This window comes from Pseudoalteromonas sp. B62 (genome assembly GCF_037162565.1).
Lineage (GTDB): Bacteria > Pseudomonadota > Gammaproteobacteria > Enterobacterales > Alteromonadaceae > Pseudoalteromonas > Pseudoalteromonas fuliginea.
On sequence record NZ_JARLVB010000002.1, the window covers coordinates 1248085 to 1270230 of the forward strand.

The 22146-nt window shown below is 39.8% G+C and carries 29 protein-coding genes and 1 pseudogene; 24 read left to right on the forward strand and 6 right to left on the reverse strand.

The features are described 5' to 3' along the window. Positions 1 to 34 precede the first annotated feature (34 nt). Positions 35 to 790, reverse strand: coding sequence for a MipA/OmpV family protein (locus tag P4S71_RS10195; protein WP_096792288.1), 756 nt, complete (start codon positions 788 to 790; stop codon positions 35 to 37). Positions 791 to 1078: 288 nt separating this feature from the next. Here P4S71_RS10195 and P4S71_RS10200 point away from each other — a divergent pair, with 288 nt between their 5' ends. Together P4S71_RS10200 and P4S71_RS10205 are read left to right on the forward strand one after the other, a co-directional pair. Then, positions 1079 to 1624, forward strand: coding sequence for a PH domain-containing protein (locus P4S71_RS10200; RefSeq protein WP_033016345.1), 546 nt, complete (start codon positions 1079 to 1081; stop codon positions 1622 to 1624). Between the two features lie 42 nt (positions 1625 to 1666). After that, complete coding sequence (locus tag P4S71_RS10205; protein WP_008138776.1) at positions 1667 to 2062, forward strand: DUF1801 domain-containing protein; 396 nt, start codon at positions 1667 to 1669, stop codon at positions 2060 to 2062. Positions 2063 to 2083: 21 nt separating this feature from the next. Here the strand turns inward: P4S71_RS10205 and P4S71_RS10210 are convergent, their stop codons facing one another. Together P4S71_RS10210 and P4S71_RS10215 are read right to left on the reverse strand one after the other, a co-directional pair. Beyond that, positions 2084 to 2428 (reverse strand): rhodanese-like domain-containing protein, encoded by a 345-nt coding sequence (locus P4S71_RS10210; protein WP_007376450.1) that lies wholly within the window; start codon positions 2426 to 2428, stop codon positions 2084 to 2086. Beyond that, entirely contained in the window at positions 2428 to 2616 is a 189-nt protein-coding gene (locus P4S71_RS10215) for a YgaP family membrane protein (protein ID WP_033023357.1), read from the reverse strand. The genes P4S71_RS10210 and P4S71_RS10215 overlap by 1 nt, the downstream gene beginning before the upstream one ends. A gap of 104 nt (positions 2617 to 2720) precedes the next feature. On the opposite strand from P4S71_RS10215, the gene P4S71_RS10220 reads away from it, so the two are divergent. After that, positions 2721 to 3029, forward strand: a complete 309-nt coding sequence (locus tag P4S71_RS10220; protein WP_096792289.1) for an ArsR/SmtB family transcription factor — start codon at positions 2721 to 2723, stop codon at positions 3027 to 3029. On the opposite strand, the pseudogene P4S71_RS10225 reads toward P4S71_RS10220, so the two are convergent. Beyond that, a pseudogene (locus tag P4S71_RS10225) lies at positions 3022 to 3698 on the reverse strand (nitroreductase family protein). The gene P4S71_RS10220 and the pseudogene P4S71_RS10225 overlap by 8 nt on opposite strands. Before the next feature lie 176 nt (positions 3699 to 3874). Here P4S71_RS10225 and P4S71_RS10230 point away from each other — a divergent pair. The 4 genes from P4S71_RS10230 (at position 3875) to P4S71_RS10245 (ending at position 9232) form a co-directional block, all read left to right on the forward strand. After that, the gene (locus P4S71_RS10230) at positions 3875 to 4753 is read left to right on the forward strand and encodes an ABC transporter ATP-binding protein (protein WP_193156503.1); all 879 of its coding nucleotides are present in this window, start codon (positions 3875 to 3877) and stop codon (positions 4751 to 4753) included. 11 nt (positions 4754 to 4764) lie between these two features. Continuing rightward, positions 4765 to 8340, forward strand: coding sequence for an ABC transporter permease/M1 family aminopeptidase (locus tag P4S71_RS10235; RefSeq protein ID WP_337150613.1), 3576 nt, complete (start codon positions 4765 to 4767; stop codon positions 8338 to 8340). A gap of 260 nt (positions 8341 to 8600) precedes the next feature. Beyond that, on the forward strand, positions 8601 to 8912 hold the full coding sequence (locus P4S71_RS10240) for a Bor family protein (RefSeq protein ID WP_096792292.1): 312 nt from the start codon (positions 8601 to 8603) through the stop codon (positions 8910 to 8912). Then, positions 8909 to 9232, forward strand: a complete 324-nt coding sequence (locus P4S71_RS10245) for a Bor/Iss family lipoprotein (protein WP_008138787.1) — start codon at positions 8909 to 8911, stop codon at positions 9230 to 9232. The genes P4S71_RS10240 and P4S71_RS10245 overlap by 4 nt, the downstream gene beginning before the upstream one ends. A 61-nt stretch (positions 9233 to 9293) precedes the next feature. On the opposite strand, the gene P4S71_RS10250 is transcribed toward P4S71_RS10245, so the two are convergent. Both P4S71_RS10250 and P4S71_RS10255 read right to left on the reverse strand, forming a co-directional pair. Further along, entirely contained in the window at positions 9294 to 9980 is a 687-nt protein-coding gene (locus P4S71_RS10250) for a TorF family putative porin (RefSeq protein WP_096792293.1), read from the reverse strand. Positions 9981 to 10258: 278 nt separating this feature from the next. Further along, positions 10259 to 11422 carry a hypothetical protein gene (locus tag P4S71_RS10255; protein WP_033023362.1) on the reverse strand — a complete coding sequence of 388 codons (1164 nt, stop codon included), beginning with the start codon at positions 11420 to 11422 and terminating at the stop codon, positions 10259 to 10261. 433 nt (positions 11423 to 11855) lie between these two features. Between P4S71_RS10255 and P4S71_RS10260 the strand changes: the two genes are divergently transcribed. From P4S71_RS10260 to P4S71_RS10340, 17 genes are all read left to right on the forward strand, one after another. Continuing rightward, positions 11856 to 13826, forward strand: coding sequence for an AsmA family protein (locus tag P4S71_RS10260; RefSeq protein ID WP_096792294.1), 1971 nt, complete (start codon positions 11856 to 11858; stop codon positions 13824 to 13826). A gap of 272 nt (positions 13827 to 14098) precedes the next feature. Then, positions 14099 to 14467, forward strand: a complete 369-nt coding sequence (gene rplN, locus P4S71_RS10265; protein ID WP_002959498.1) for a 50S ribosomal protein L14 — start codon at positions 14099 to 14101, stop codon at positions 14465 to 14467. Between the two features lie 10 nt (positions 14468 to 14477). Then, complete coding sequence (gene rplX, locus P4S71_RS10270; protein ID WP_002959496.1) at positions 14478 to 14792, forward strand: 50S ribosomal protein L24; 315 nt, start codon at positions 14478 to 14480, stop codon at positions 14790 to 14792. A 16-nt stretch (positions 14793 to 14808) separates the two neighbouring features. Beyond that, on the forward strand, positions 14809 to 15348 hold the full coding sequence (gene rplE, locus P4S71_RS10275) for a 50S ribosomal protein L5 (protein WP_024610257.1): 540 nt from the start codon (positions 14809 to 14811) through the stop codon (positions 15346 to 15348). A gap of 10 nt (positions 15349 to 15358) precedes the next feature. Continuing rightward, positions 15359 to 15664 (forward strand): 30S ribosomal protein S14, encoded by a 306-nt coding sequence (gene rpsN, locus P4S71_RS10280; protein WP_033016334.1) that lies wholly within the window; start codon positions 15359 to 15361, stop codon positions 15662 to 15664. 21 nt (positions 15665 to 15685) lie between these two features. Beyond that, positions 15686 to 16078 (forward strand): 30S ribosomal protein S8, encoded by a 393-nt coding sequence (gene rpsH / locus P4S71_RS10285; RefSeq protein ID WP_007376462.1) that lies wholly within the window; start codon positions 15686 to 15688, stop codon positions 16076 to 16078. 13 nt (positions 16079 to 16091) lie between these two features. Continuing rightward, entirely contained in the window at positions 16092 to 16625 is a 534-nt protein-coding gene (gene rplF / locus P4S71_RS10290) for a 50S ribosomal protein L6 (protein WP_007376463.1), read from the forward strand. A gap of 9 nt (positions 16626 to 16634) precedes the next feature. Continuing rightward, positions 16635 to 16985, forward strand: coding sequence for a 50S ribosomal protein L18 (gene rplR, locus P4S71_RS10295; protein WP_002959486.1), 351 nt, complete (start codon positions 16635 to 16637; stop codon positions 16983 to 16985). 9 nt (positions 16986 to 16994) lie between these two features. Next, positions 16995 to 17501, forward strand: a complete 507-nt coding sequence (gene rpsE, locus P4S71_RS10300) for a 30S ribosomal protein S5 (RefSeq protein WP_002959485.1) — start codon at positions 16995 to 16997, stop codon at positions 17499 to 17501. 2 nt (positions 17502 to 17503) lie between these two features. Beyond that, a complete protein-coding gene (gene rpmD, locus P4S71_RS10305) occupies positions 17504 to 17686 on the forward strand; it encodes a 50S ribosomal protein L30 (protein WP_002959482.1) in 183 nt (60 codons plus the stop codon). Between the two features lie 4 nt (positions 17687 to 17690). Further along, positions 17691 to 18125, forward strand: a complete 435-nt coding sequence (gene rplO, locus P4S71_RS10310; RefSeq protein WP_002959480.1) for a 50S ribosomal protein L15 — start codon at positions 17691 to 17693, stop codon at positions 18123 to 18125. A gap of 10 nt (positions 18126 to 18135) precedes the next feature. Continuing rightward, the gene (secY, locus tag P4S71_RS10315; RefSeq protein WP_007376464.1) at positions 18136 to 19464 is read left to right on the forward strand and encodes a preprotein translocase subunit SecY; all 1329 of its coding nucleotides are present in this window, start codon (positions 18136 to 18138) and stop codon (positions 19462 to 19464) included. A gap of 22 nt (positions 19465 to 19486) precedes the next feature. Further along, positions 19487 to 19600, forward strand: a complete 114-nt coding sequence (rpmJ, locus tag P4S71_RS10320) for a 50S ribosomal protein L36 (protein WP_002959476.1) — start codon at positions 19487 to 19489, stop codon at positions 19598 to 19600. A 125-nt stretch (positions 19601 to 19725) separates the two neighbouring features. Then, entirely contained in the window at positions 19726 to 20082 is a 357-nt protein-coding gene (gene rpsM / locus P4S71_RS10325) for a 30S ribosomal protein S13 (protein WP_002959473.1), read from the forward strand. Positions 20083 to 20094: 12 nt separating this feature from the next. Beyond that, positions 20095 to 20481: a 30S ribosomal protein S11 gene (rpsK, locus tag P4S71_RS10330; protein ID WP_002959471.1), complete on the forward strand. Its 387-nt coding sequence runs from the start codon at positions 20095 to 20097 to the stop codon at positions 20479 to 20481. A gap of 21 nt (positions 20482 to 20502) precedes the next feature. Beyond that, a complete protein-coding gene (gene rpsD, locus P4S71_RS10335) occupies positions 20503 to 21123 on the forward strand; it encodes a 30S ribosomal protein S4 (protein WP_002959461.1) in 621 nt (206 codons plus the stop codon). A gap of 24 nt (positions 21124 to 21147) precedes the next feature. Next, positions 21148 to 22134 carry a DNA-directed RNA polymerase subunit alpha gene (locus tag P4S71_RS10340; RefSeq protein ID WP_002959452.1) on the forward strand — a complete coding sequence of 329 codons (987 nt, stop codon included), beginning with the start codon at positions 21148 to 21150 and terminating at the stop codon, positions 22132 to 22134. Positions 22135 to 22146 lie beyond the last annotated feature (12 nt).

Sequence of the window (22146 nt, forward strand, 5' to 3'; positions counted from 1 at the left end):
GAGCATTATATATGCTCGGCTTCTATGTTTTAAATTAGAACTGATAGCTAACCGACATCATGGCAGTTGAGATACTCGACGTATCTATAATTGGCGAGTCTTCAATATCAGAGTCTAGTTGTGTGTAGTTAATCATAGCACTCACATTCCATTTTTTATTAAGCTGGTAGCTGAGTAGCATACCGGCATTATAATTCACTGTAGAGCCTAATTCGTATGCATCAAAAGTGTTTGATTCGCCCTTTGTAACACCGTAATAATAATTTGATACTTTGCTACTGCTTAGCTCAACTCCAAATGAAGGTATTAACATAATTTGTTTAGAAAGTTTGAATGGGTAGCTATAGCGAGCTTTTAATTTTGCGCCATCGCCATGGCCCAATATATCGTGTGACGCACTGGCACTTAAACTACCATACCCTGTGGTATAACTTACTTTAGAACCTGCATAGAGAGATATTTTGCGATCGTCGAGTGCTTTAATCTCGGCGAGATCAGAATCAGACGAATCAAAAAATTGACCGGGTTCTAGTATTACTGACCAATTAAACCCCTTATTTTCAACTAATTTGTAATCGAGTACAAAGCCTCTAAAGGTTAATTTTTCACCTTCATAGTTGATCATAGGTAAGAGCAATGTTCTATTATCTGTGCCCGCATAGGGAGATTCAGTTGAAATAAGCCCAGCACCAACCGACCACGGAGATTTATCTTGCGCTTGAGCCATTAGGCTTGATAAGGCTAATGTGCTAAGTAACAGTTGCAAACTCTTTTTCACATAGGTATTCATGATTACCTTCGCTATTAATGTAGTTATAAGATTCGTTATTGGTTTGACGCAGTGAGTGTAACGGTTATAAGTATTTTGAGTTGTAAGTTAGTGTGTGAAATTTTAAATATATGTAAGTAGCTGAAGTAAAGTGTTTAGTGGTTTTTTGGATTGCAATTTTTTATATGTATTACGAAATATAAGTAACATATTTTTAGAATAACTTTATAACTTTATATTTGATGAAATTGCATTCAATTTTGTAATGGAGTACTTTAAATTTTTATGGTGATTAGAAATAATATGATTATGGCTGAAATTATTTTAAAAAGTGCATCATTCGATTTTAAAGTAAAACAATACTGGATGGTTACTGCATCACTCATTAGTTTTTTAGCATTGGTTACTATTCCACTCATCCCTTTGATTTTATTTATAGTGTGGTTGGCGGCTGGGCGAATATTAGCTGCGATGTCTGCTGAACTATTACCACAAAAGCTAGTAGTTAAACGTGGGGTATTATTTAAAGAGGAAAAGTCGATACCGCTTGAAAAAATAACTGATGTTGGGTTGAGCCAAGGCCCGTTAATGCGGCTCTTTGGGTTATATCGTTTAAGTTTTGAAACGGCAGGGCAATCAGGACACGGCGCTTTAGTATCTTTGCTCGGTGTAGTTAATGCGAGTGAGTTTAGAGAGGCGATACTTGAACAAAAAGATGTATTGGCTAATCAAGGTAAAACGTCGCAGCAGTCGACAGAGCAAAGTGAGAAAGAGCTACTAAGAGCGCTGACTTATAGTGTAAAAAATATAGAACAAATGCTACTTGTTTTACTGGATGAAAAACAACAAAAGTAATTTATCTTTAAGTATAGGTAGAGCGCTTACAAGGATATTTTTATGAATACGGATATAAAAAATATATTTAATAATTATCCTGAGATAGCAAAAAGTAAGCTTATAAAATTACGTGAGTTAATTTATACCGTAGCACAAGAGCAAAACTTAGGAGCTGTTGAAGAGTCTTTAAAGTGGGGAGAGCCAAGTTATAACGTAATAAATGGCAGCCCCATTCGCATAGGCTTTAAGGGCTCATCGTGTTATTTGTTTTTTCATTGCCAATCAAAGCTAGTCAGCACATTTAGAGAGTTGTATTCCCACAGTCTCACTTTTGAAGGTAACCGGGCAATTGTATTAAATAGTGAAAAGCCATTACCAGAACACCCAGTTAAAGAGTGTATTAAATTAGCACTGACTTATCACAAAGTTAAACGCCTACCTTTGTTAGGCGCATAATTATAAGTACTTAGTTGATGCTTAAAATACGCTACAAATTTGATTTGCATCACAGGTAATAACGCTAACGTTTTCATAACCAACACGCGTTAACGCTTCTGCTCCCAATGTTGCGCGAGCACCACTTGCACAGTGTAAGTATATTGGCCGTGCAGCATCTTTTTCTATTTCCATTAATTTCATTTCGAGTAACCCACGCGGAATGTTTATTGCTCCTATAGCGGCTTTTGTAGCGTGCTCTGCGGGTTCTCGCACATCAATAAGTAGGCCTTTATTTTGTTCGAGCTCTATTTTTGCTTGCGCTGCGTCAATACGCCGCTGGTTAGGTGTGATAACTTTTAGTAAGTCAGGAATTGAAGTAAGCATTAGTCTGTGAATCCTCTTTTGCGTAAAAAAGACATTAATGGGCACCACTTTGTGAAAGCTGACTGCACTAAGTTAATACCTATGAATAATGTTAGAAACTGGAAATTACTATGTACAAAATAGCTTAAAAGTACTGATATTGTTACTGCACTACCGCCGATTAAAAGTATCGCATCGCTTATTTTCATTATAATCTCAATTTTATATTAGTAATACCTAATGTTAATTTATATTAGAGTTATCTAATGTAAAAGTCTATACTTAAAAGCATATTTATAAATGATGTGATTAAATGAATATTGAACAACTCGCTGTGAATGCAGAACAAGCCGAACAGTTTTTAAAATTAATGGCTAATAAAAATCGTTTAATGATTTTATGCAGTTTGCTACAAGGTGAGCAAAGTGTTGGTGAATTAAATAAAAATGTGCCCTTGGCTCAATCTGCACTATCTCAACATTTAGCCAGTTTACGCAAGGCGGATATGGTTATGACCCGCCGAGATGGACACACTATTTATTACTCATTGACCGACCCAAAAGTTGAGTCGATCATTGCTTTGCTATATGAGTGGTTTTGCCGAGCAGAAAACACTAAATAAAAGTAGCTATTTCATCAATAGATTTTTTATCCAGTGCATGAGCAGGTATTGTTGCATCATCACTTGGGTAACCTGCAATAAGTAGCATGTATGGGCGTTCGTTATCCCTATCGCGGCCACATATGTCGGTTAAAAAACTCATTGGCTTTGGAGTATGAGTAAGGGTTGCCAAACCACTGCGATGCAAAGCCTGAATTAAAAAGCCGGTAGCTAGACCAACCGATTCGTGTACGTAGTAATTAGTATTTTTATCATCGGTGCTTACGCCCCCTTTTTTTGACTAAATACCGCAATAAGCCAAGGCGCATGCTCTAAATAAGGTTTATTGGCATCGGTTCCCAGTGGCTTTAATGCCTCTAACCATTCTTCACCTGCCCGTCCTTCATAAAAAGAGCGCTCTAGTTTTTCGGCCGCTTCTCTTATTTGTTTTTTAATATCACTGCTGTTTATTGCCACAAAATGCCACGGTTGATGATTTGCACCACTTGGTGCCGTGCCCGCAGCTTTAATGCAGGTTTCAATAATATCTTTAGGGACAGGGCGATCGCTAAAACTACGAATACTATGGCGGCGTTGGCTGGTTTGTAAAAACTCGTTAGCACGTTTTAGCATTTCACCGTGAGGGTATTCTATAAAATCGTTCAGTGGTTGGCTTTGATGTTTTTGCATGGCTTTTCGCTTCTTATAAATAGTGTGTAGTTTTTATACCGAGTGAATATAGCTCATGCAAGTCTTATTAGTGTTTATTTTTTGTTACAAACTTCACTGATAAGTAACTAATGTTCCTATTTTTCTTGTGATATAACAGACTAGAAAAAATAATTATTAAAATCAAAGGAAGTAAAATGCTATCAATAAAAGGGTTATCAAAAACCTACGATAACGGTGTTCATGCATTACAAGGTGTTAATTTAACTATTCCTAAAGGGATGTTTGGTTTACTGGGCCCTAATGGTGCGGGGAAATCTTCATTAATGCGAACGATCGCTACACTGCAATCAGCCGATAGTGGCAGCGTTGTATTTGATGGTATTGATGTGCTAACACAACCTAAAAGCTTACGTGAGCGTTTAGGTTATTTACCACAAGACTTTGGTGTTTATCAGCGTGTTAGTGCTTATGATTTACTTGATCATATGGCGATTTTGAAAGGTTTAAGTAATAAGGCTGAACGTAAAGAGGCCGTTGAAGGGTTGTTAGCACAAACTAATTTATATGATCATCGAAAAAATGCCGTGAGTGGTTTCTCGGGCGGTATGCGCCAACGTTTTGGTATTGCACAGGCTTTATTAGGTGACCCTGATTTACTTATTGTAGATGAGCCAACAGCAGGGCTAGATCCTGAAGAGCGCAATCGCTTTCATAACTTATTGGTCGGTTTAGGCGAAAGTAAAGTGGTGATTTTATCAACCCATATAGTTGAAGATGTATCTGAGCTTTGCCCAAATATGGCCGTGTTAGCAAGTGGCCAAATTTTACTTGAAGGCAACCCAATTGAGTTGACTGACACGCTGCAGGGAAAAATATGGCACAAAGCGATGAGCCAAGCAGAAGCTGCAGAGCTGGAGCAATCATTACCGGTAATAGCGAAGCGTTTGTTTGCAGGCAAAACATTACTCAGTGTGTTTGCTGACGATGCGCCAGAAGGGTTTGAGTCTAAGCCTGCTGATTTAGAAGACGTCTATTTTTCAACATTGCACCAACACCGCAATAAAGCAGCATAAGGATACTGATTATGTTGTTTAAAATGATGCAATTTGAGCTGCGCTATTTTATGCGTCAGCCCTCTTTCTATATCACGTCACTTATTTTGTTTTTTCTTACTTTTATGGCATCGGTTTCTGACTCGGTGCAAATAGGGGGAAGCAGTAATGTAAATATAAATTCTCCTTATGCAATTTTGCAAGTTATTGCGATTATGTCGGTGTTTGCTATTTTTTTAGTGGTCAACTTTGTTGGAAGCTCAGCCATTCGTGATGACGTGAATAAGCTCAACGAATTAGTATTGAGTAAGCCACTGAACATAGTTCAGTATAAAGCTGGAAGATTCATCGGGGCCTATTTAGTTACGCTACTAGTGTTTTCAAGCACTATGTTGGGTGTGTGGGTTGGTAGTGGTTTTGGTAGCTTAATGGGTTGGTTAGACAGTGAAATGATAGGCGAAAACCAACTAAGTTATTATTTAGTGCCTTTCTTTTATATTGCAGCACCTTCTTTGTTTGTTGTCTCATCACTCATTAATGCTGTGGCAATACGCTTTCGTAGCATGGTAACGCTTTATTTAGTTGCTGTTGCTCTACTTATTAGCTATCTGGTTGGATCTAATATTTTCTCTGATATTCAATATCGTGAAATTTCAGCTTACCTTGATATGTTTGGTATGTCGGCAATGAGAATGCAGATGGAATACTGGACAATAGCAGAGCGTAATGTAATGGAAATTACGTTAACTGATCAGTTATTACATAATAGGTTAATTTGGGTTGGTGTTGCCTTACTAGCATTGGCAATTGCAGCACTCAATACATCTCATCACTTGGCTCAAAAGCAAAAAGTGAAAGGCAAGGCCAGTAAGAATAATAATACTAATTATACAGCTGCACTTAAGTTTAATATAACGGCAAAAGCGACGGGAAATAATGCGTGGTCGCAATTTTTAACGCGTACTGTTTTTGAAGTCAAACAAGTTATAAAAAGCTATTCGTTTGGTATTTTACTTATTTTATCTTTAGCGACATTAATACCTGCGTTAGTTGGTTCTATGGGCTCATACGGTACGGATGTTTGGCCTGTCACATTTAGAATGGTTGAGCTTATTCAAGGTAGCTTTGGTATATTGATGATGATAGTACTTGTTTATTATTGTGGTGAACTTGTATGGCATGATCGTGAATCACGAATGGCCGATATTATCGATGCGTACCCTGTTGCGAATTGGGTTTTTTGGGGCTCTAAATATGTAGCGCTGAGTGCTGTTTTATTATTGTTATGTGCATTTGGCTCCGTGGTGACATTGTTTTATCAAATGATTATGGGCATGGCGAACTTTGATATTGCACAATATGTAATTAGACTCGGTTACTTATTTGTACTCGGCCTTATCTTCCAAGGTGGTTTTGCCTTTTTATTACAAGTGATTAGCCCAAATAAATACGTTGGTATGGGATTATATGTGCTGTATTTTATCGCTACTTTGGTGATGAGTAACTATGGTTTTGAGCATAATATGTTTGTAATAGGTCGGACACCAGAGGCGCCTTATTCAGATATTAATGGTTATGGCCACTTTTTAACTGCGGTGCATTGGTATAATTTATACTGGTTAGGTTTTAGTATGATTATTGCTGCACTTAGCTATGCGCTTTGGCCTCGTGGGGCTGGGCAAAATTTAAAAGCACGCGTTCAGTTGTTAGGCTATCAGCTAGGCAATTCAGGTAAAGCGGTTATTGTATGTGGTACCCTTATTTTTGGTGGTGTAGGAAGTTTTATTTACTACAACACAACGGTTCTCAATCAATTTATAACCAGTGAACAGTATGAAGACTTACAAGAGCAGTATGAGCGTGAGTTTGGTCAGTTTGTAGATGCGGCTTTACCTATTCCAACAGATGTTGTTGTTACTGCTGATATCTACCCTAAAGAACGTCGTATTACAGCTACCGTGGTAATGCAGATAGAGAATAAATCGCAACAACCGATTACACGAATATTAGTAAATAAGCCTGATCATACTCATAAATGGAGTGTTGAGGTGAATGGCGCGCAACTTGGGGAGTTAAACGAGCAGTATCGTCATGCTTGGTTAGATTTTACTAAACCCATGCAACCAAACGAGAGCCGCGAAATTACAATGAGTGTAGAGCGTTATACCGAAGGGTTTGAAGATAGAGGAAGCGATGAGCGACTTGTGTATAACGGTACTTTTATTGACAACACGGCACTGTTCCCGAGTTTTGGTTATTCCTTTGGTAAGCAAATACAAGATAAAAGTGAGCGTCGTCAAAGGGGTTTACCAGAGTTAAAACGCGGTAATAAAATTGAAGAAACGCAGTATCATAATCAACCTTTGTTTGCAGATAACTATGTAAGTTTTGCTGCCACAATTTCCACTGATGAGTCGCAAATTGCGATGGTTCCAGGTTACTTGCAATCACAAAGTACTAAAAATGGCCGAACCACATTTGTATACGAAATGGATGCACCTATGTTGCACTTTTACACTTTACTCTCAATGGAGCTTGAGGTGAAAAAAGAGCAGCATAATGGCGTACATATTGAGGTTTACCATCACAAAGATCATGCTTGGAATGTAGATGCAATGATTCAGTCGACTAAAGATTCTTTAGATTACTTCTCTAAAGAGTTTGGTCCTTATCAGCATAAGCAAATGCGTATTATTGAGTTTCCTCGCTATCGTAGTTTTGCGCAGAGTTTTGCTAATACAGTACCGTACTCTGAAAATATGGGGTTTATTACAGATACACGTGACCCAGATAATATTAATTTTCCTTACTATGTAACATCGCATGAATTGGCGCACCAGTGGTGGGCGCACCAAGTGATTGGCGCGAATGTCGAAGGCTCTAATATTTTATCTGAAATGCTATCGCAATATGCAGCTATCATGGTGATGAAAGAAAAGTATGGTGAAAACAACCTTCGTAAATTCTTAAAGTATGAACTTGATCGTTACTTATTAGGACGCACGACAGAGCTTTATGAGGAACGTACACTTGCACGCGCCGCAGGGCAGCAGTATATCCACTATAACAAAGGTGCCGTGGTAATGATGGCCATACATGATTTGTTAGGTGAGCAGCGCGTAAATGCCGCTTTGCGAGCGTTTTTGCGAGATTACCAATATGCGCAAGAGTTTTACCCAACCACGTTAGACTTTATTGCCTATCTAAAGCGAGGAGCGAGTGAGCAAGAACAAGCATTCATTGAAGATCAATTTAATGCCATTACGTTATATGATTTAAAAATCAGTGATGTTGATGTGCAAGAGGCTGAATCTGCTGATGGGGAACATATCATTACATTGACTATTGCTGCAGCGAAAAAGCATGCCGATGGCGAAGGTAATGAAGAAGATGTACCGCTAGCGCAAATGATAGATGTTGCTTTATTTAGCGCAGATCCGAATGAGGTACATAGTGAAAGTGCTGTGATCTATATGCAAAAGCACGAGATAAAAACGGGTGTAAATACCATTATACTAAAGGTAACTGAATTACCTAAATTTGCAGGTGTGGATCCTTTTATTAAGTTAATTGACAAGAAAAGTGGCGATAATATTAAAGCACTGTAGCTTTTAAATGCAGTATAAAAAATGCCAGTTGTTTTACTGACTGGCATTTTTATAGCTATTGAAAGAGGTTATTGATAGCTAACAGTAAAGTTATTTTTACTATATCTAAACTCATTTAGTAAGTAGCCCTCATCCTAAACTTTGTAGAAAATTGTATAAATTTTTGTATAAACCGCTACATTTTCCCCACACCTTCTTACTAACTTAACTTTAGTTTTTTGTACACTGCTGTCATTAAGAGTAAACAACAAGGGATAAGAATGAAGCAGCTAATGATAAGCGTTTTAATACTAAGTCTAACCGCTTGCTCTGCGGTGACAATTCAGCCACAGCAAGCAGCCAAAATAACAAGCAAAGCGAGTTATGAAGATAGTCGACCGTTCTTTTTATGGGGATTGGTTGGAGAAGAGCGCGTTGATGTGAAAAAAGTATGTGTAGATAAATCAGTAACTCAAATGCAGTCACAACAAACGTTTAGTGATGGAGCACTTAGTTTAATTACATTTGGTATATATGCACCTCACACTATTAAAGTATGGTGCCAAGATGAAATAGTAGGAGAGGCATTATGAGTATTAAGTTACTTATAACAAGTTGTATGCTGATTATATTAACGGGATGTACGAACATTTACTTTGATAATGGTGTACAAGACAACGTGAGCAATAAAACTCAAGAGAGTTCACAATGGCATCATAATTTTGCTCTTGCATTATATGAAGGATCTAAGCCGTTAGATTTAAGTACTCATTGCCCACAAGGTGAATGGCAAAGTGTCCATACGTATAAATCGTTTACTAATGGTTTGGCAGAGGTGGCTGTTAATCAAATTGCTCCGGCTTGGTACCCTAAAACAGTTGAAGTGAGTTGTACTAAGGTACCATTCAAGTAATATTATAAACGAGAAAAGGGCCAAAAGGCCCTTCGTGTTGCAGCAAGTAACACATTCTTTTTTATAAGTTAAAGTCTACAGAGTAAGCTACGTAGGCTTTAATATCTGAATCATCTATATCTGTATCAGACAAACCAAAAGTAAAACCGTCTTTTGAAATAGATATACCGTAATCTAAGATATTGTCGTCACCAATAAAATCACCAGAGTAATGACCTAAATGTAGTGCCATTTCAGTACCGTTACTACCGACAGCAAAGCCATAATCAGCAGTTAGGTAAAGTGAGTCGCCAAAGTCTGTACCGTCACCACTTGCAGCTGATGTTGCAAGTACAGAAGCGCCAAACGTGAAGCCTTCAACACTAATACTACCGTAAATTTCAGAGAAATCTGCGTCAGCTTCAGAAGCTGCGTCTGGGTAAGCGTAATAAATATAACCAACATCGTAACTAACACTTTCGTTAATGTCGCCACCGAAGCCTGCGTATAAGTCAAGCTCGTAGGTCATTTCGTCAGCCCAAGATGCATTTGAAGCCCAAGTACCGGCATAAAAACCAGACTCATTAGCGTAGTCAATACCACCGGATATTGCCGCATCACCACCCGTTTGCTCTTGGCCGCGCCATAAGTAATTTGATGTTGCTGCCGCATTTGCTGTTACTTCAGCTTGAACCGATGTTGAGACTACCGATGTTGCAGCCATTAATGCGATGGTGCTAATCGCAATTGTTTTTTTTAGTTTGAGCATGTCCATTTCCCGTTATATGATTTTTGCATGCCAAGGTTTTATTATGTATTGCTTTAACCTTTTAATTGGATGCATTTTTATTGTTTAACTGGGGAGGTGGTGCACTGTGTGTGCCAGCTTGGTTTTATTTACTTTAAAATGTATTTTTATAATTTAAAAATAATGACTTACAAAGGAGTAGTGTTTTTTTATTGAGGTAATTTTAATAAGTGTTCGCACGCTGCTGGTGCATAAATTAACCTAACCGCACCATTAAAGTACAGCTAGGTTAGATTTATTTAGCCGAAAATAGTACGCATTAGACTAATTGTTTCGTTAACGCCTCGACCTTTTTGTACTTCATTAATGATCGAGTCACGTTTGCTGCGAATATGCTCAGGAATATCGTCAGCAGCAAGAGCACGGTCTACTAGAATTTCTGCAGACTCTTTGCCTCTACGTTGAGTTTTACCTGTCGTTGTTGTACTACGCTTAGGCTTGCTAAGTAACTTGATGTAGTTTGAACTGTCAGGTGTTTTAGTGTCTGCATAATAAAAGAAACATGGGATCAGTGCTTTAATAGCAACTAACTGTTCCTCTAGTTCGTTACTTGCATTAGCCATTTTATACCACGACATAGCTTGAATACCTTTAACGATATCTTGCCAGTAACGCTCAAAATCACTATTTTTAAGTTTTGGAACTCCAAGAGCGCCACATAATGCATCTAATCGATTATTTGTAATCGGAGTAAATAAATCAGGGCGACGCATTGCTAGCAAGCGAGTTGCAGGGGCTAGCGTTGGTTTTTCATTGTTGTCGGTAAACACTTTTGAGTAAGCAGCAACAAATTGCTGGTATTCATATTGAGTGATATCACCTTCAAGTGGGATGTTTGCTAGAGCTGCATCAAAATCACCTGGTAAATCGCTAAGCATTTGATGAAAGCTTTTTGCACTCTTAGTTGAGGCAAACCATTCAACATCAAAGTTGTATGTGCTTGGATCAAGTGACGCCATATGCTTACCGCTAAACGCAAGTAAATCTTCAGGAATCATATCTTTAAGAGATTGTTCACGAATGCTTTTAATGTAGTCTACTAAGCGAAGCTGTTCATCAAGAGCAATAACGTCTTTGTGTTGTTCTACAAATACACTTACAACAGGCCACGGAGCAATACGTAAAGTTTTAACCTGTAAAAAGCTGATAGCTGAAATAAGCTGATCGTGTAGCTTCTTAAGTATAGGTAATTGTTGCGGCTCTAGTAAATCGTAGTTCATACGATCTCTACTTGCATTTAATAGTTCGTAACACCAAGGTAAAAAATCATCAGGGTGGTTTTCTACTTTCACGGCCATAAGGTTAAGGCTTAACTCTGAAGATTGTTTCAGAATGTTCTGATAGATTTGATTTTCTTGTTCGCCTAGCGTCATTTTTGACGGTGAAATTAGCAGTTTTTTCATGCCTTGTAGAATCTCCGGATTAGATATATATTTTTTTGCTGGTCTATTTTAGCGCAATTACATCAATAACAACAGCGCTGTCCTCAATGCTTAATAGTGACAGGGGATAAATATGTATACTTTTCAATGTATCAAGATTAAATTATAGGTAAATATTAGTTATTTTGATTTGAGGTTTTTGTGAGATATTGTCATTAAATTTACAATGTTTAATTTCAAGAACATTAAATTGAATTATTTAGTTAATGCTTTTTTATAGCATTAACCATTTCATTAGTACTCTACTATATGTTTTTTATGCTGAAATTTTCAGCACGGATTCATATCATGCCAAATAAGTTAAACTAAATAGCATTTTTACAACTTCAGCAATGATTTTAAAGCTAACACTCGCTATGATAAGAGCATTATTTGCACGTTTGAAAGGACGATCATGAAAACCTTACTTAAAATTGTAGGTGTAATACTTTTATTATGTATAGCACTAATTGTTGCCGCACCGTTTTTAATTCCTACTGATACTATTTTTAATAAAGTGTCGCAGCAGGTAGAACAAACAACTGGGCGCACTCTTACTATTAAAGGTGATAAAACACTTAGCGTATTCCCTGCATTAAAGTTAGAACTTAACGACGTGCATTTTGCAAATATGGGATCAGGTTCGCGCGCCGACATGGCGAGTTTGAAACAGCTTGCTGTACATATACCTTGGTTTTCATTATTTGGTGGTGAGTTTAAATTAGATAAGTTTGTTATAAACGAACCAAATATCCTATTAGAAACCGACAAAAATGGTAAAGCTAATTGGCAGTTGTTTGATGCAGTTGCAGAGCAACCTAAAGAGCAAAGCCAATCAGGTGAAGCAATAAAGCTTCCAGATAACTTTGATATTGAGCTAGGTGAGGTTGCTATTTATGGCGGTACATTTACTTATCTAGATGGTCAAACAGGTACTAAGCAACAAATTAGTGATTTAGAACTCGCTATTTTACTTCCATCACTTCGTAAAACATTAGAAGTAAAAGGGGGTATTACTTATATGCAGGAGCGTTTTGAGCTTGATATAAAATTAGATACTCCAGCTAAAGCAATTGAAGGTGCTACTTTTAATGTTAAACAAACCTTAGATTCTCGTTTAGTTGATTTAACGTTCGAAGGGAGCATAGCTAAGCAAGGCCAAGATATTAAAGGTCAGTTAGCACTAAGCGGTGAGTCTGTTAAAAGTATTGCGAAATGGCAAGGTGTAGAGCTAGACGCTAAAGACAATGCATTTAACGGATTTAGTGTAAACGGTAAAATGCACCTACTAGGTGAGAAATTTAATTTAGAAGATTTAGTTGCGACGTTAGACGCATTAGAAATAAAAGGTAAGAGCGAGCTTAACCTAGGTAAGCGTTTAGCAGTAAATGCAGATATTGATTTAGGTATGCTTGACTTAAACCCGTACCTACCTGAAGCAGTGGCAAAACAAGAAGAGCCAGTAGAGCAAGAAGATAAACCTGCAGAGCCAATAGTATGGGATGACACTAAGATTGATTTAAGTGCATTAAATTCACTAGATGCAAATGTAGTGATTCGTTCAAGTGGATTAAAAGCCAATGATATTAAATTAGGCGCAAATCAATTTACTGTTGTTTTAAAAGATAGCGTTGCAAAACTAAGCCTAGATAGCTTTTCTGCTTATGAAGGGTCAGGTAAAGGCGTTATCAATGTAAACGCACAACAAGTGCCTTATAAAATATCAACTAACTTTGACTTAGCTGGTATAGATGCACAGCCTTTATTAGCGGATGCGGCAGGTTTTGACAAGCTAATGGGTAAGGGTTCTTTAAATTGGAACCTAAGCACAACTGGCCAAAGTCAAAAGTCGTTTATTGGTGCGCTTAACGGAAAACTTGGGTTTGAGTTTGCTGATGGCGCTGTAAAAGGCGCGAATATAGCTGAAATGGTACGTAAAGGTAAGGAGCTTATTTCAGGAAACTTTGGTGCAGCATCTGAAGGGTTAGATACTGGGTTTGAAGAATCAGAGCAAACAGATTTCTCTGCACTAACGGGAAGCTTCAACTTTACTAATGGTGTTGGCAAAAATACCGACCTATCACTTATCAGCCCACTTATTAGAATATCAGGTGAAGGCGATGTTGATTTACCCCAAACAACGGTTAACTACCGTTTGGTTACAGGCATAGTTGGATCGATTGAAGGACAGGGAACGACTGATGACAGTACAGGCTTTAAAATACCACTTCGCATAAAAGGCCCTTTCCACGATGTAGGTATAAAGCTTGACGTTGGCAGTGCGCTCAAAGATGAAGCTAAACAAAAGGTCGATGAGGCAAAAGAAAAGGCAAAAGAAAAAGCAAAAGATAAGATTAAAGATAAATTAAAAGGTTTATTTGGTTAATTTATTGCGCTCTAAACAAACAAGGCACATTACAGGTGCCTTGTTTGTTTTGTAACCACCTGTAAAATAGCTACATAGCCGGAATTGCTCAGCTTTAATTTCCCATCACTCCAAATTAATTAAAAAATAACCTATCGCTACCCCCTCAATGCTGGTACAATTGCCCGCCCTTAAGAGACAACTCGTTTGTTTTTGAGTGGGATTTAATCGAAATGTCTTGATTTTAAACAAATTTAAGACACGTTGTAATTACTACACCGGAGGTCATTAACATGATCCAAATGCAAACTCAGCTGGAAGTTGCTGATAACAGCGGCGCTCGCAAAGTGCAGTGTATAAAAGTCCTTGGTGGTTCACACCGTCGCTACGCAGCGATTGGCGACATCATTAAAGTTTCTGTTAAAGAAGCTATTCCTCGCGGTAAAGTGAAGAAAGGTGATGTTAAAAACGCGGTAGTTGTGCGTACCAGAAAAGGTGTTCGCCGTCCAGATGGTTCTCTGATCCGTTTTGACAGCAACGCTGCTGTTATCTTAAATGATAACTTACAGCCAATTGGTACACGTATTTTCGGCCCTGTGACTCGCGAACTTCGTAATGATAAGTTCATGAAAATCGTTTCACTAGCCCCAGAAGTACTGTAAGGAGCCAATCATGGCAGCAAAAATACGTCGTGATGACGAAGTAATCGTACTAGCAGGTAAAGACAAAGGTAAGCGCGGAAAAGTGCTTTCAGTTGTTACTGAATCTGGTCGAATCTTTGTCGAAGGCATAAACTTGATCAAGAAACACCAAAAGCCGGTTCCACAATTGAACCAAGCTGGCGGTATTGTTGAGAAAGAAGCATCTATGGATGCATCAAACGTTGCGATCTTCAACTCGGAAACGAGTAAAGCTGATCGTGTAGGTTTCAAGATTGAAGATGGTAAGAAATTACGTATCTTTAAATCTACTGGTAAAACTATCTAATAGTTGGAGTAGAATGATGGCGAAACTGCATGAAGTATATAAAGACAAAGTAGTAGCTGAACTTCAAGAGAAGTTTGGTTTCAGCTCTGTCATGCAAGTCCCTCAGATCGAAAAGATCACATTGAATATGGGCGTGGGCGAAGCCCTAGCTGACAAGAAGATTTTAGATCACGCAGTAGCTGATCTTGCAGCAATCTCTGGTCAGAAACCTCTAATCACTAAAGCACGCAAATCTGTTGCTGGCTTCAAAGTGCGTGAAGGTTACCCAATTGGTTGTAAAGTAACCCTACGCGGCGAGCGTATGTGGGACTTTTTTGAGCGTTTGGTATCAATCGCTATCCCACGTATTCGTGACTTCCGTGGCGTAAGTGCTAAGTCTTTTGATGGACGTGGTAACTACAGCATGGGCGTACGTGAACAAATCATCTTCCCAGAAATCGATTACGATAAAGTAGACCGTGTACGCGGTATGGATATTACTATCACTACTTCTGCGAAATCTGATGAGGAAGGCCGTGCGTTGTTAGAAGCGTTTAACTTCCCATTTAAGAAATAAGGGTAGGGTTATGGCAAAGAATTCTATGAAAGCGCGCGAAGCTAAGCGCACAAAACTAGTTGCTCAATTCGCTGAAAAGCGTACAGCACTAAAAGCTATCATCACAGATGTTAACACATCTGAAGATGATCGTTGGGACGCGGTTCTTAAGCTACAAGCTTTACCTCGTGATTCTAGCCCTGTACGTCAACGTAATCGTTGTAACATTACGGGCCGCCCACATGGTTACCTTCGCAAATTCGGCATGAGCCGTATTAAAGTTCGCGAAGCAGCTATGCGCGGTGAAATTCCTGGCCTTAAAAAGGCTAGCTGGTAATAGAATCATGGGAGTAAGACTATGAGCTTGCAAGATCCTATCGCGGATTTGTTTACACGTATCCGTAATGGTCAATCAGCGAAGAAAGTATCTGTAACGATGCCAACTTCAAAGCTGAAAGTAGCATTAGCTAAAGTACTAAAAGACGAAGGTTACATCGTAGATTTCGCTGTTAACAGTGAAGCGAAACCTGAGCTTTCTATCGAGTTAAAGTACTTCGAAGGCAAAGCTGTAATTGAAAATATCCAGCGTGTAAGTCGCCCTGGTTTACGTATCTATAAGAAACGTGACCAATTACCTAAGGTAATGGGTGGTCTTGGTATCGCTATCGTATCAACTTCTAAAGGCCTAATGACAGACCGCACAGCACGTAGTGCTGGTGTTGGTGGTGAAATCATTGGTTTTGTAGCTTAATCGGAGGGGAACTATGTCTCGCATAGCAAAGGCACCAATTACTGTTCCTGCCGGTGTAGAAGTTACATTAAAAGGCCAGGAAATCACAGTTAAAGGCAAAAACGGTGAACTAACTCGTACTATCAACAACGCTGTTGAAGTACAAGTTAATGACAACGTTATTACAACTTTACCTCGTGATGGCGTAGCTAATGCATGGGCTCAAGCAGGTACTGCTCGTGCTCTAATCAACAACATGGTTGTTGGTACGCATGAAGGTTACGAGAAGAAACTTCAGTTAGTAGGCGTTGGTTACCGTGCAGCAGCTAAGGGTAAAGTTTTAGACTTAACACTTGGTTTCTCACACCCAGTTAATTTCGCAGTTCCTGAAGGAATTACGATTGAAACACCAAGCCAAACAGAAGTTCTAGTTAAGGGCGTAGATAAGCAGTTAGTTGGTCAAACAGCTGCTAACATTCGTGCATACCGTAAACCTGAGCCTTATAAAGGTAAGGGTGTTCGTTATTCAGATGAGAATGTACGCCGTAAAGAGGCTAAGAAGAAGTAAGGTAAGACGATGGATAAAAAAACAGCTCGTCTACGTCGTGCTAAACGCACTCGTAGAAATTATATTGAACAAGGCACAACGCGTCTTGTTATCCACCGCACGCCACGTCACATATATGCTCAAGTAGTAAATGCTGAGGGTAATGTACTGGCTGCTGCTTCTACTGTTGAAAAGGCTATTAGCGAAACAGTTAAAGGCACCGGTAACGTTGAAGCTGCGCAAGCAGTTGGCAAAGCGGTTGCTGAACGTGCGGCTGACAAAGGCATCGAAAAGATTGCTTTTGATCGCAGTGGCTTTAAATATCACGGCCGTGTGAAGGCGCTAGCTGATGCTGCGCGTGAAGCCGGTTTGCAATTCTAGGAGTAGACAATGGCTAACGTAGAAGCAAAGCAACAACAGCCTGATCTAGCTGAAAAGCTAATCGCGGTAAACCGTGTGTCTAAAGTAGTTAAAGGTGGTCGTATCTTTAGCTTTACTGCACTAACTGTAGTTGGTGACGGCGCAGGTAAAGTAGGTTTTGGTTATGGTAAAGCACGTGAAGTTCCAGCTGCTATTCAAAAAGCAATGGAAAAGGCACGTCGCAACATGATTAACGTAGACCTAAATGGCAATACATTACAGCATCCTGTTAAGGGACGTCATGCTGGCTCACTAGTGTTCATGAAACCAGCATCTGAAGGTACTGGTATCATCGCAGGTGGTGCTATGCGTGCAGTACTAGAAGTTACTGGTGTGCAGAACGTACTTTCTAAATGTTACGGTTCTACTAACCCGATCAACGTGGTACGTGCAACGATTTCGGCTCTTGAGAATATGAATTCTCCACAGTCTATCGCTGCAAAACGTGGCCTTCGCGTAGACGAAATTCTGGGGTAACCATGGCAAATCAAACTGTAAAAGTAACACAAGTAAAAAGCTCTATCGGTCGTTTACCGAAACATAAAGCTACATTACGCGGTCTTGGTTTACGTCGTATCAACCACACTGTTGAGTTAGAAGACACAGCATGTGTACGTGGTATGATAAACAAGGTTTCTTACATGGTTAAGGTAGAGGGTTAATTCGATGCATTTGAATACACTTTCACCTGCTGCAGGTTCAAAAACTGCTCCAAAACGTGTTGGTCGTGGTATCGGTTCTGGTCTAGGTAAGACTGGTGGTCGTGGTCACAAAGGTCAAAAGTCACGTTCTGGCGGTAAAGTACGCGTTGGTTTTGAAGGCGGTCAAATGCCTATGCAACGTCGTCTACCAAAATTTGGTTTCACTTCTCGCAAATCTTTAGTATCTGCAGAAATAAACCTTTTTGAAATCGCTAAAGTAGAAGGCGATGTGGTAGACCTAAGCGCGTTACAAGCAGCTGGTCTAGTTAAAAAGAACGTTCTTTTCGTTAAAGTTGTTAAATCTGGCGAAGTTTCACGCGCTGTTACCGTTAAAGGCCTTAAAGCCTCTAAAGGTGCTCGCGAAGCAATTGAAGCTGCCGGAGGCAAGGTAGAAGACTAAGGAAGTACTAATGGCTAAACCAGGTCAAGATACACAAAGTGCACAAAGTGGACTTTCGGAATTGAAGCGCCGATTACTCTTCGTATTGGGTGCTATCATAATTTACCGTCTAGGTTCATTTGTGCCGATCCCTGGGATTGACGCCGCTGTACTTGCCGATTTCTTCGAGCAACAAAAGGGCACCATTGTTGAAATGTTCAACATGTTCAGTGGTGGTGCACTTGAGCGAGCTTCAGTGTTAGCACTGGGTATTATGCCGTATATTTCGGCTTCGATTATTACGCAACTATTAACGCATATGTATCCTCCGTTTATAGAGCTTAAGAAAGAAGGTGAACAAGGGCGTAAAAAAATTAGCCAGTACACACGCTATGGCACGCTTGTGCTAGCTACTATTCAATCAATCGGTATTGCTACTAGCTTACCGGGCATGATGGAGGGGTTAGTAGTTAACCCTGGTATGGGTTTCTATTTCACCGCAGTGGTGAGTTTAGTAACTGGTACTATGTTCCTTATGTGGTTGGGTGAACAGATAACAGAACGTGGTATCGGCAACGGTATTTCTGTTCTAATATTTGTTGGTATTGTAGCTAACTTGCCGTCTGCTATTGGTTCGACAGTCGAAATGGCGCGCCAAGGTGATTTGAATGTTTTTGTACTGTTGATGGTTGCGGTAATCGTATTCGCTGTTACTTATCTTGTAGTGTTTTTTGAACGTGGACAACGTCGTATTGTTGTTAACTACGCAAAGCGCCAACAAGGTCGTCAAGTATTTGCTGCTCAAAGCACGCATTTACCACTAAAAGTAAATATGGCGGGTGTTATTCCACCAATCTTCGCTAGCAGTATAATTCTGTTCCCTGGTACAATTGCAAGCTGGTTCGGCCAAGGTGAAGGTCCGGTCGCTGATGTATTACAAGCTGTTGCTACTACGCTGACTCCAGGTCAACCGTTGTACTCACTTGTTTTAGCTGCGGCTATTATCTTCTTCTGCTTTTTCTATACAGCGTTGGTGTTTAACCCGCGTGAAACTGCAGACAACCTTAAGAAATCTGGCGCATTTATCCCAGGTATTCGACCAGGTGAGCAGACATCTAAATACATTGATAAAGTGATGACACGCCTGACATTGGCAGGTGCTTTGTATATAACCTTTATCTGTCTGGTGCCTGAATTCATGACTATGGCATGGCAAACGCCATTCTATTTCGGCGGTACATCAATTTTGATTATCGTTGTTGTAATCATGGACTTTATGGCACAAGTACAGACTCACCTGATGTCTCATCAGTATGATTCTGTGCTGAAAAAAGCGAACCTTAAAGGCTACGGTCGATAAGGTCAGTTTACGGAGTTGAGCAATGAAAGTACGTGCTTCCGTTAAGAAAATATGCCGTAACTGTAAAGTTATTAAACGTGCTGGTGTAGTACGCGTAATTTGCAGTGAGCCTAAGCATAAGCAAAGGCAAGGCTAAGTAAACAGTCGTGCAGGCTGAGTTTTCTCGGCCTGTGTTTTTAGTAGTAATTTGGTCTTCGTTTGAGTATCCTTACGGGCTTTTCAAACTTATGATTACCAAATTCGAATATAGGAGATGTGTTAGTGGCCCGTATTGCTGGCATTAACGTCCCTGATCATAAACATGCAGTTATTGGTTTAACAGCTATTTATGGCATAGGTAAGACTCGCTCTAAGGCTATCTTAGAAGCGACTGGTATCGCCGAAACCACAAAAATCGGTGAACTTTCAGACGAAATTCTTGACGTACTGCGTGATGCAGTTGGCAAGTACACTGTTGAAGGTGATCTTCGTCGTGAAGTTACTTTAAATATCAAGCGCCTAATGGACCTTGGTTGTTATCGTGGCCTACGTCACCGTCGCTCTTTACCACTACGTGGTCAAAGAACTAAGACTAACGCGCGCACCCGTAAGGGTCCTCGTAAGCCTATTAAGCGATAAGGGGATAGTATTATGGCTAAGACACCAATTCGTCGTAAAAAGGTTAAAAAACAAGTTGCTGATGGTATGGCTCATGTTCATGCGTCTTTCAACAACACTATTGTAACGATTACCGACCGTCAAGGTAATGCATTATCATGGGCTACTGCCGGTGGTTCAGGTTTCCGTGGTTCACGTAAATCTACACCATTTGCTGCTCAGGTTGCTGCAGAGCGTGCAGGTACTGCTGCTCAAGAATACGGTTTAAAGAATCTAGAAGTTTTCATCAAAGGTCCAGGTCCAGGTCGTGAATCTGCTGTACGTGCTTTGAATGCTGCTGGTTACCGTATTACCAACATTACTGACGTGACGCCAATACCACATAATGGTTGTCGTCCACCGAAGAAACGTCGCGTTTAACAATAGGTTAGGAGAAATAACATGGCAAGATATTTGGGCCCTAAGCTCAAGCTGAGTCGTCGTGAAGGTACTGACCTGTTCCTTAAGAGCGGCGTAAGAGCTATCGACTCTAAGTGTAAACTTGAGACTGCACCTGGTCAGCACGGCGCTCGTAAAGGTCGCTTATCTGATTACGGTTTACAATTACGTGAAAAGCAAAAAGTACGTCGTATCTACGGTGTATTAGAAAAGCAATTCCGTAACTACTACAAAGAAGCTGCTCGCCTTAAAGGCAACACAGGTGAAAACTTGTTACAGCTTTTAGAGCAACGTTTAGACAATGTTGTATATCGCATGGGTTTTGCTAGCACACGTGCAGAAGCACGTCAGTTAGTAAGCCATAAAGCGATTTTAGTTAATGGTCGTGTTGTGAACATTCCTTCATACGTAATTACACCAGAAGATACTGTTGTAATCCGTGAGAAGTCTAAGACACAAGCACGTATCATCGCTGCTCTAGAGTTGGCTGAGCAACGTGAAAAGCCGACTTGGGTTGAAGTTGACGGTAAGAAATTGGAAGGCAGCTTTAAGCGTCTACCTGAGCGTTCAGACCTGTCTGCGGACATTAATGAACAACTAATCGTCGAACTTTACTCTAAGTAAAGTTAAGAGTTAAGAGAGGATAAAATGCAGGGTTCTGTTACAGAATTTCTAAAACCAAGGTTAGTCGACATCGACGCTATCAACCCAACGCGTTCTAAAATAGTTTTAGAACCATTAGAGCGAGGCTTTGGCCATACTCTGGGTAATGCTTTACGCCGTATATTACTTTCATCTATGCCTGGATGTGCAGTAACTGAAGTTGAAATCGACGGTGTATTACATGAGTACAGCGCGAAAGAAGGCGTTCAAGAAGACATCATTGAAATACTATTAAACCTTAAAGGTTTAGCAGTAACGTTAGAAGGCAAAGATGAAGTTTTTCTGACCCTGACTAAATCTGGTGTAGGCCCTGTTACTGCGGCTGATATTCAGCACGATGGCGATGTAACAATTGCTAATCCAGATCACGTTATTTGTAATTTAACTACAAATAACAGCGAGATCAGCATGCGTATTCGTGTTGAACGTGGTCGTGGTTATGTGCCGGCATCTAGTCGTTTATCCTCTGATGACGATGAGCGTCCAATTGGTAGATTGTTGCTTGATGCATCATTTAGCCCAGTTGAACGTATTGCGTACTCGGTTGAATCAGCTCGAGTTGAGCAACGTACAGATTTAGACAAATTAATCATTGATATGGAAACAAACGGCACTTTAGATCCAGAAGAAGCGATCCGCCGTGCGTCTACTATCTTAGCTGAGCAATTAGATGCATTCGTAGATTTACGTGATGTAACTGAGCCAGAAGAGAAAGAAGAGAAGCCAGAGTTCGATCCTATTCTACTTCGTCCAGTTGATGATCTTGAACTAACAGTACGCTCAGCAAATTGTTTGAAAGCCGAGCAAATTCAATATATTGGTGATTTAGTTCAGCGCACTGAAGTTGAGCTTCTTAAAACGCCTAATCTAGGTAAGAAGTCTCTAACTGAAATTAAAGACGTGCTAGCTTCACGTGGTCTTTCTCTGGGCATGCGCCTAGAAAATTGGCCGCCTGCAAGTTTAGCTGAATAATCTAAATCACTA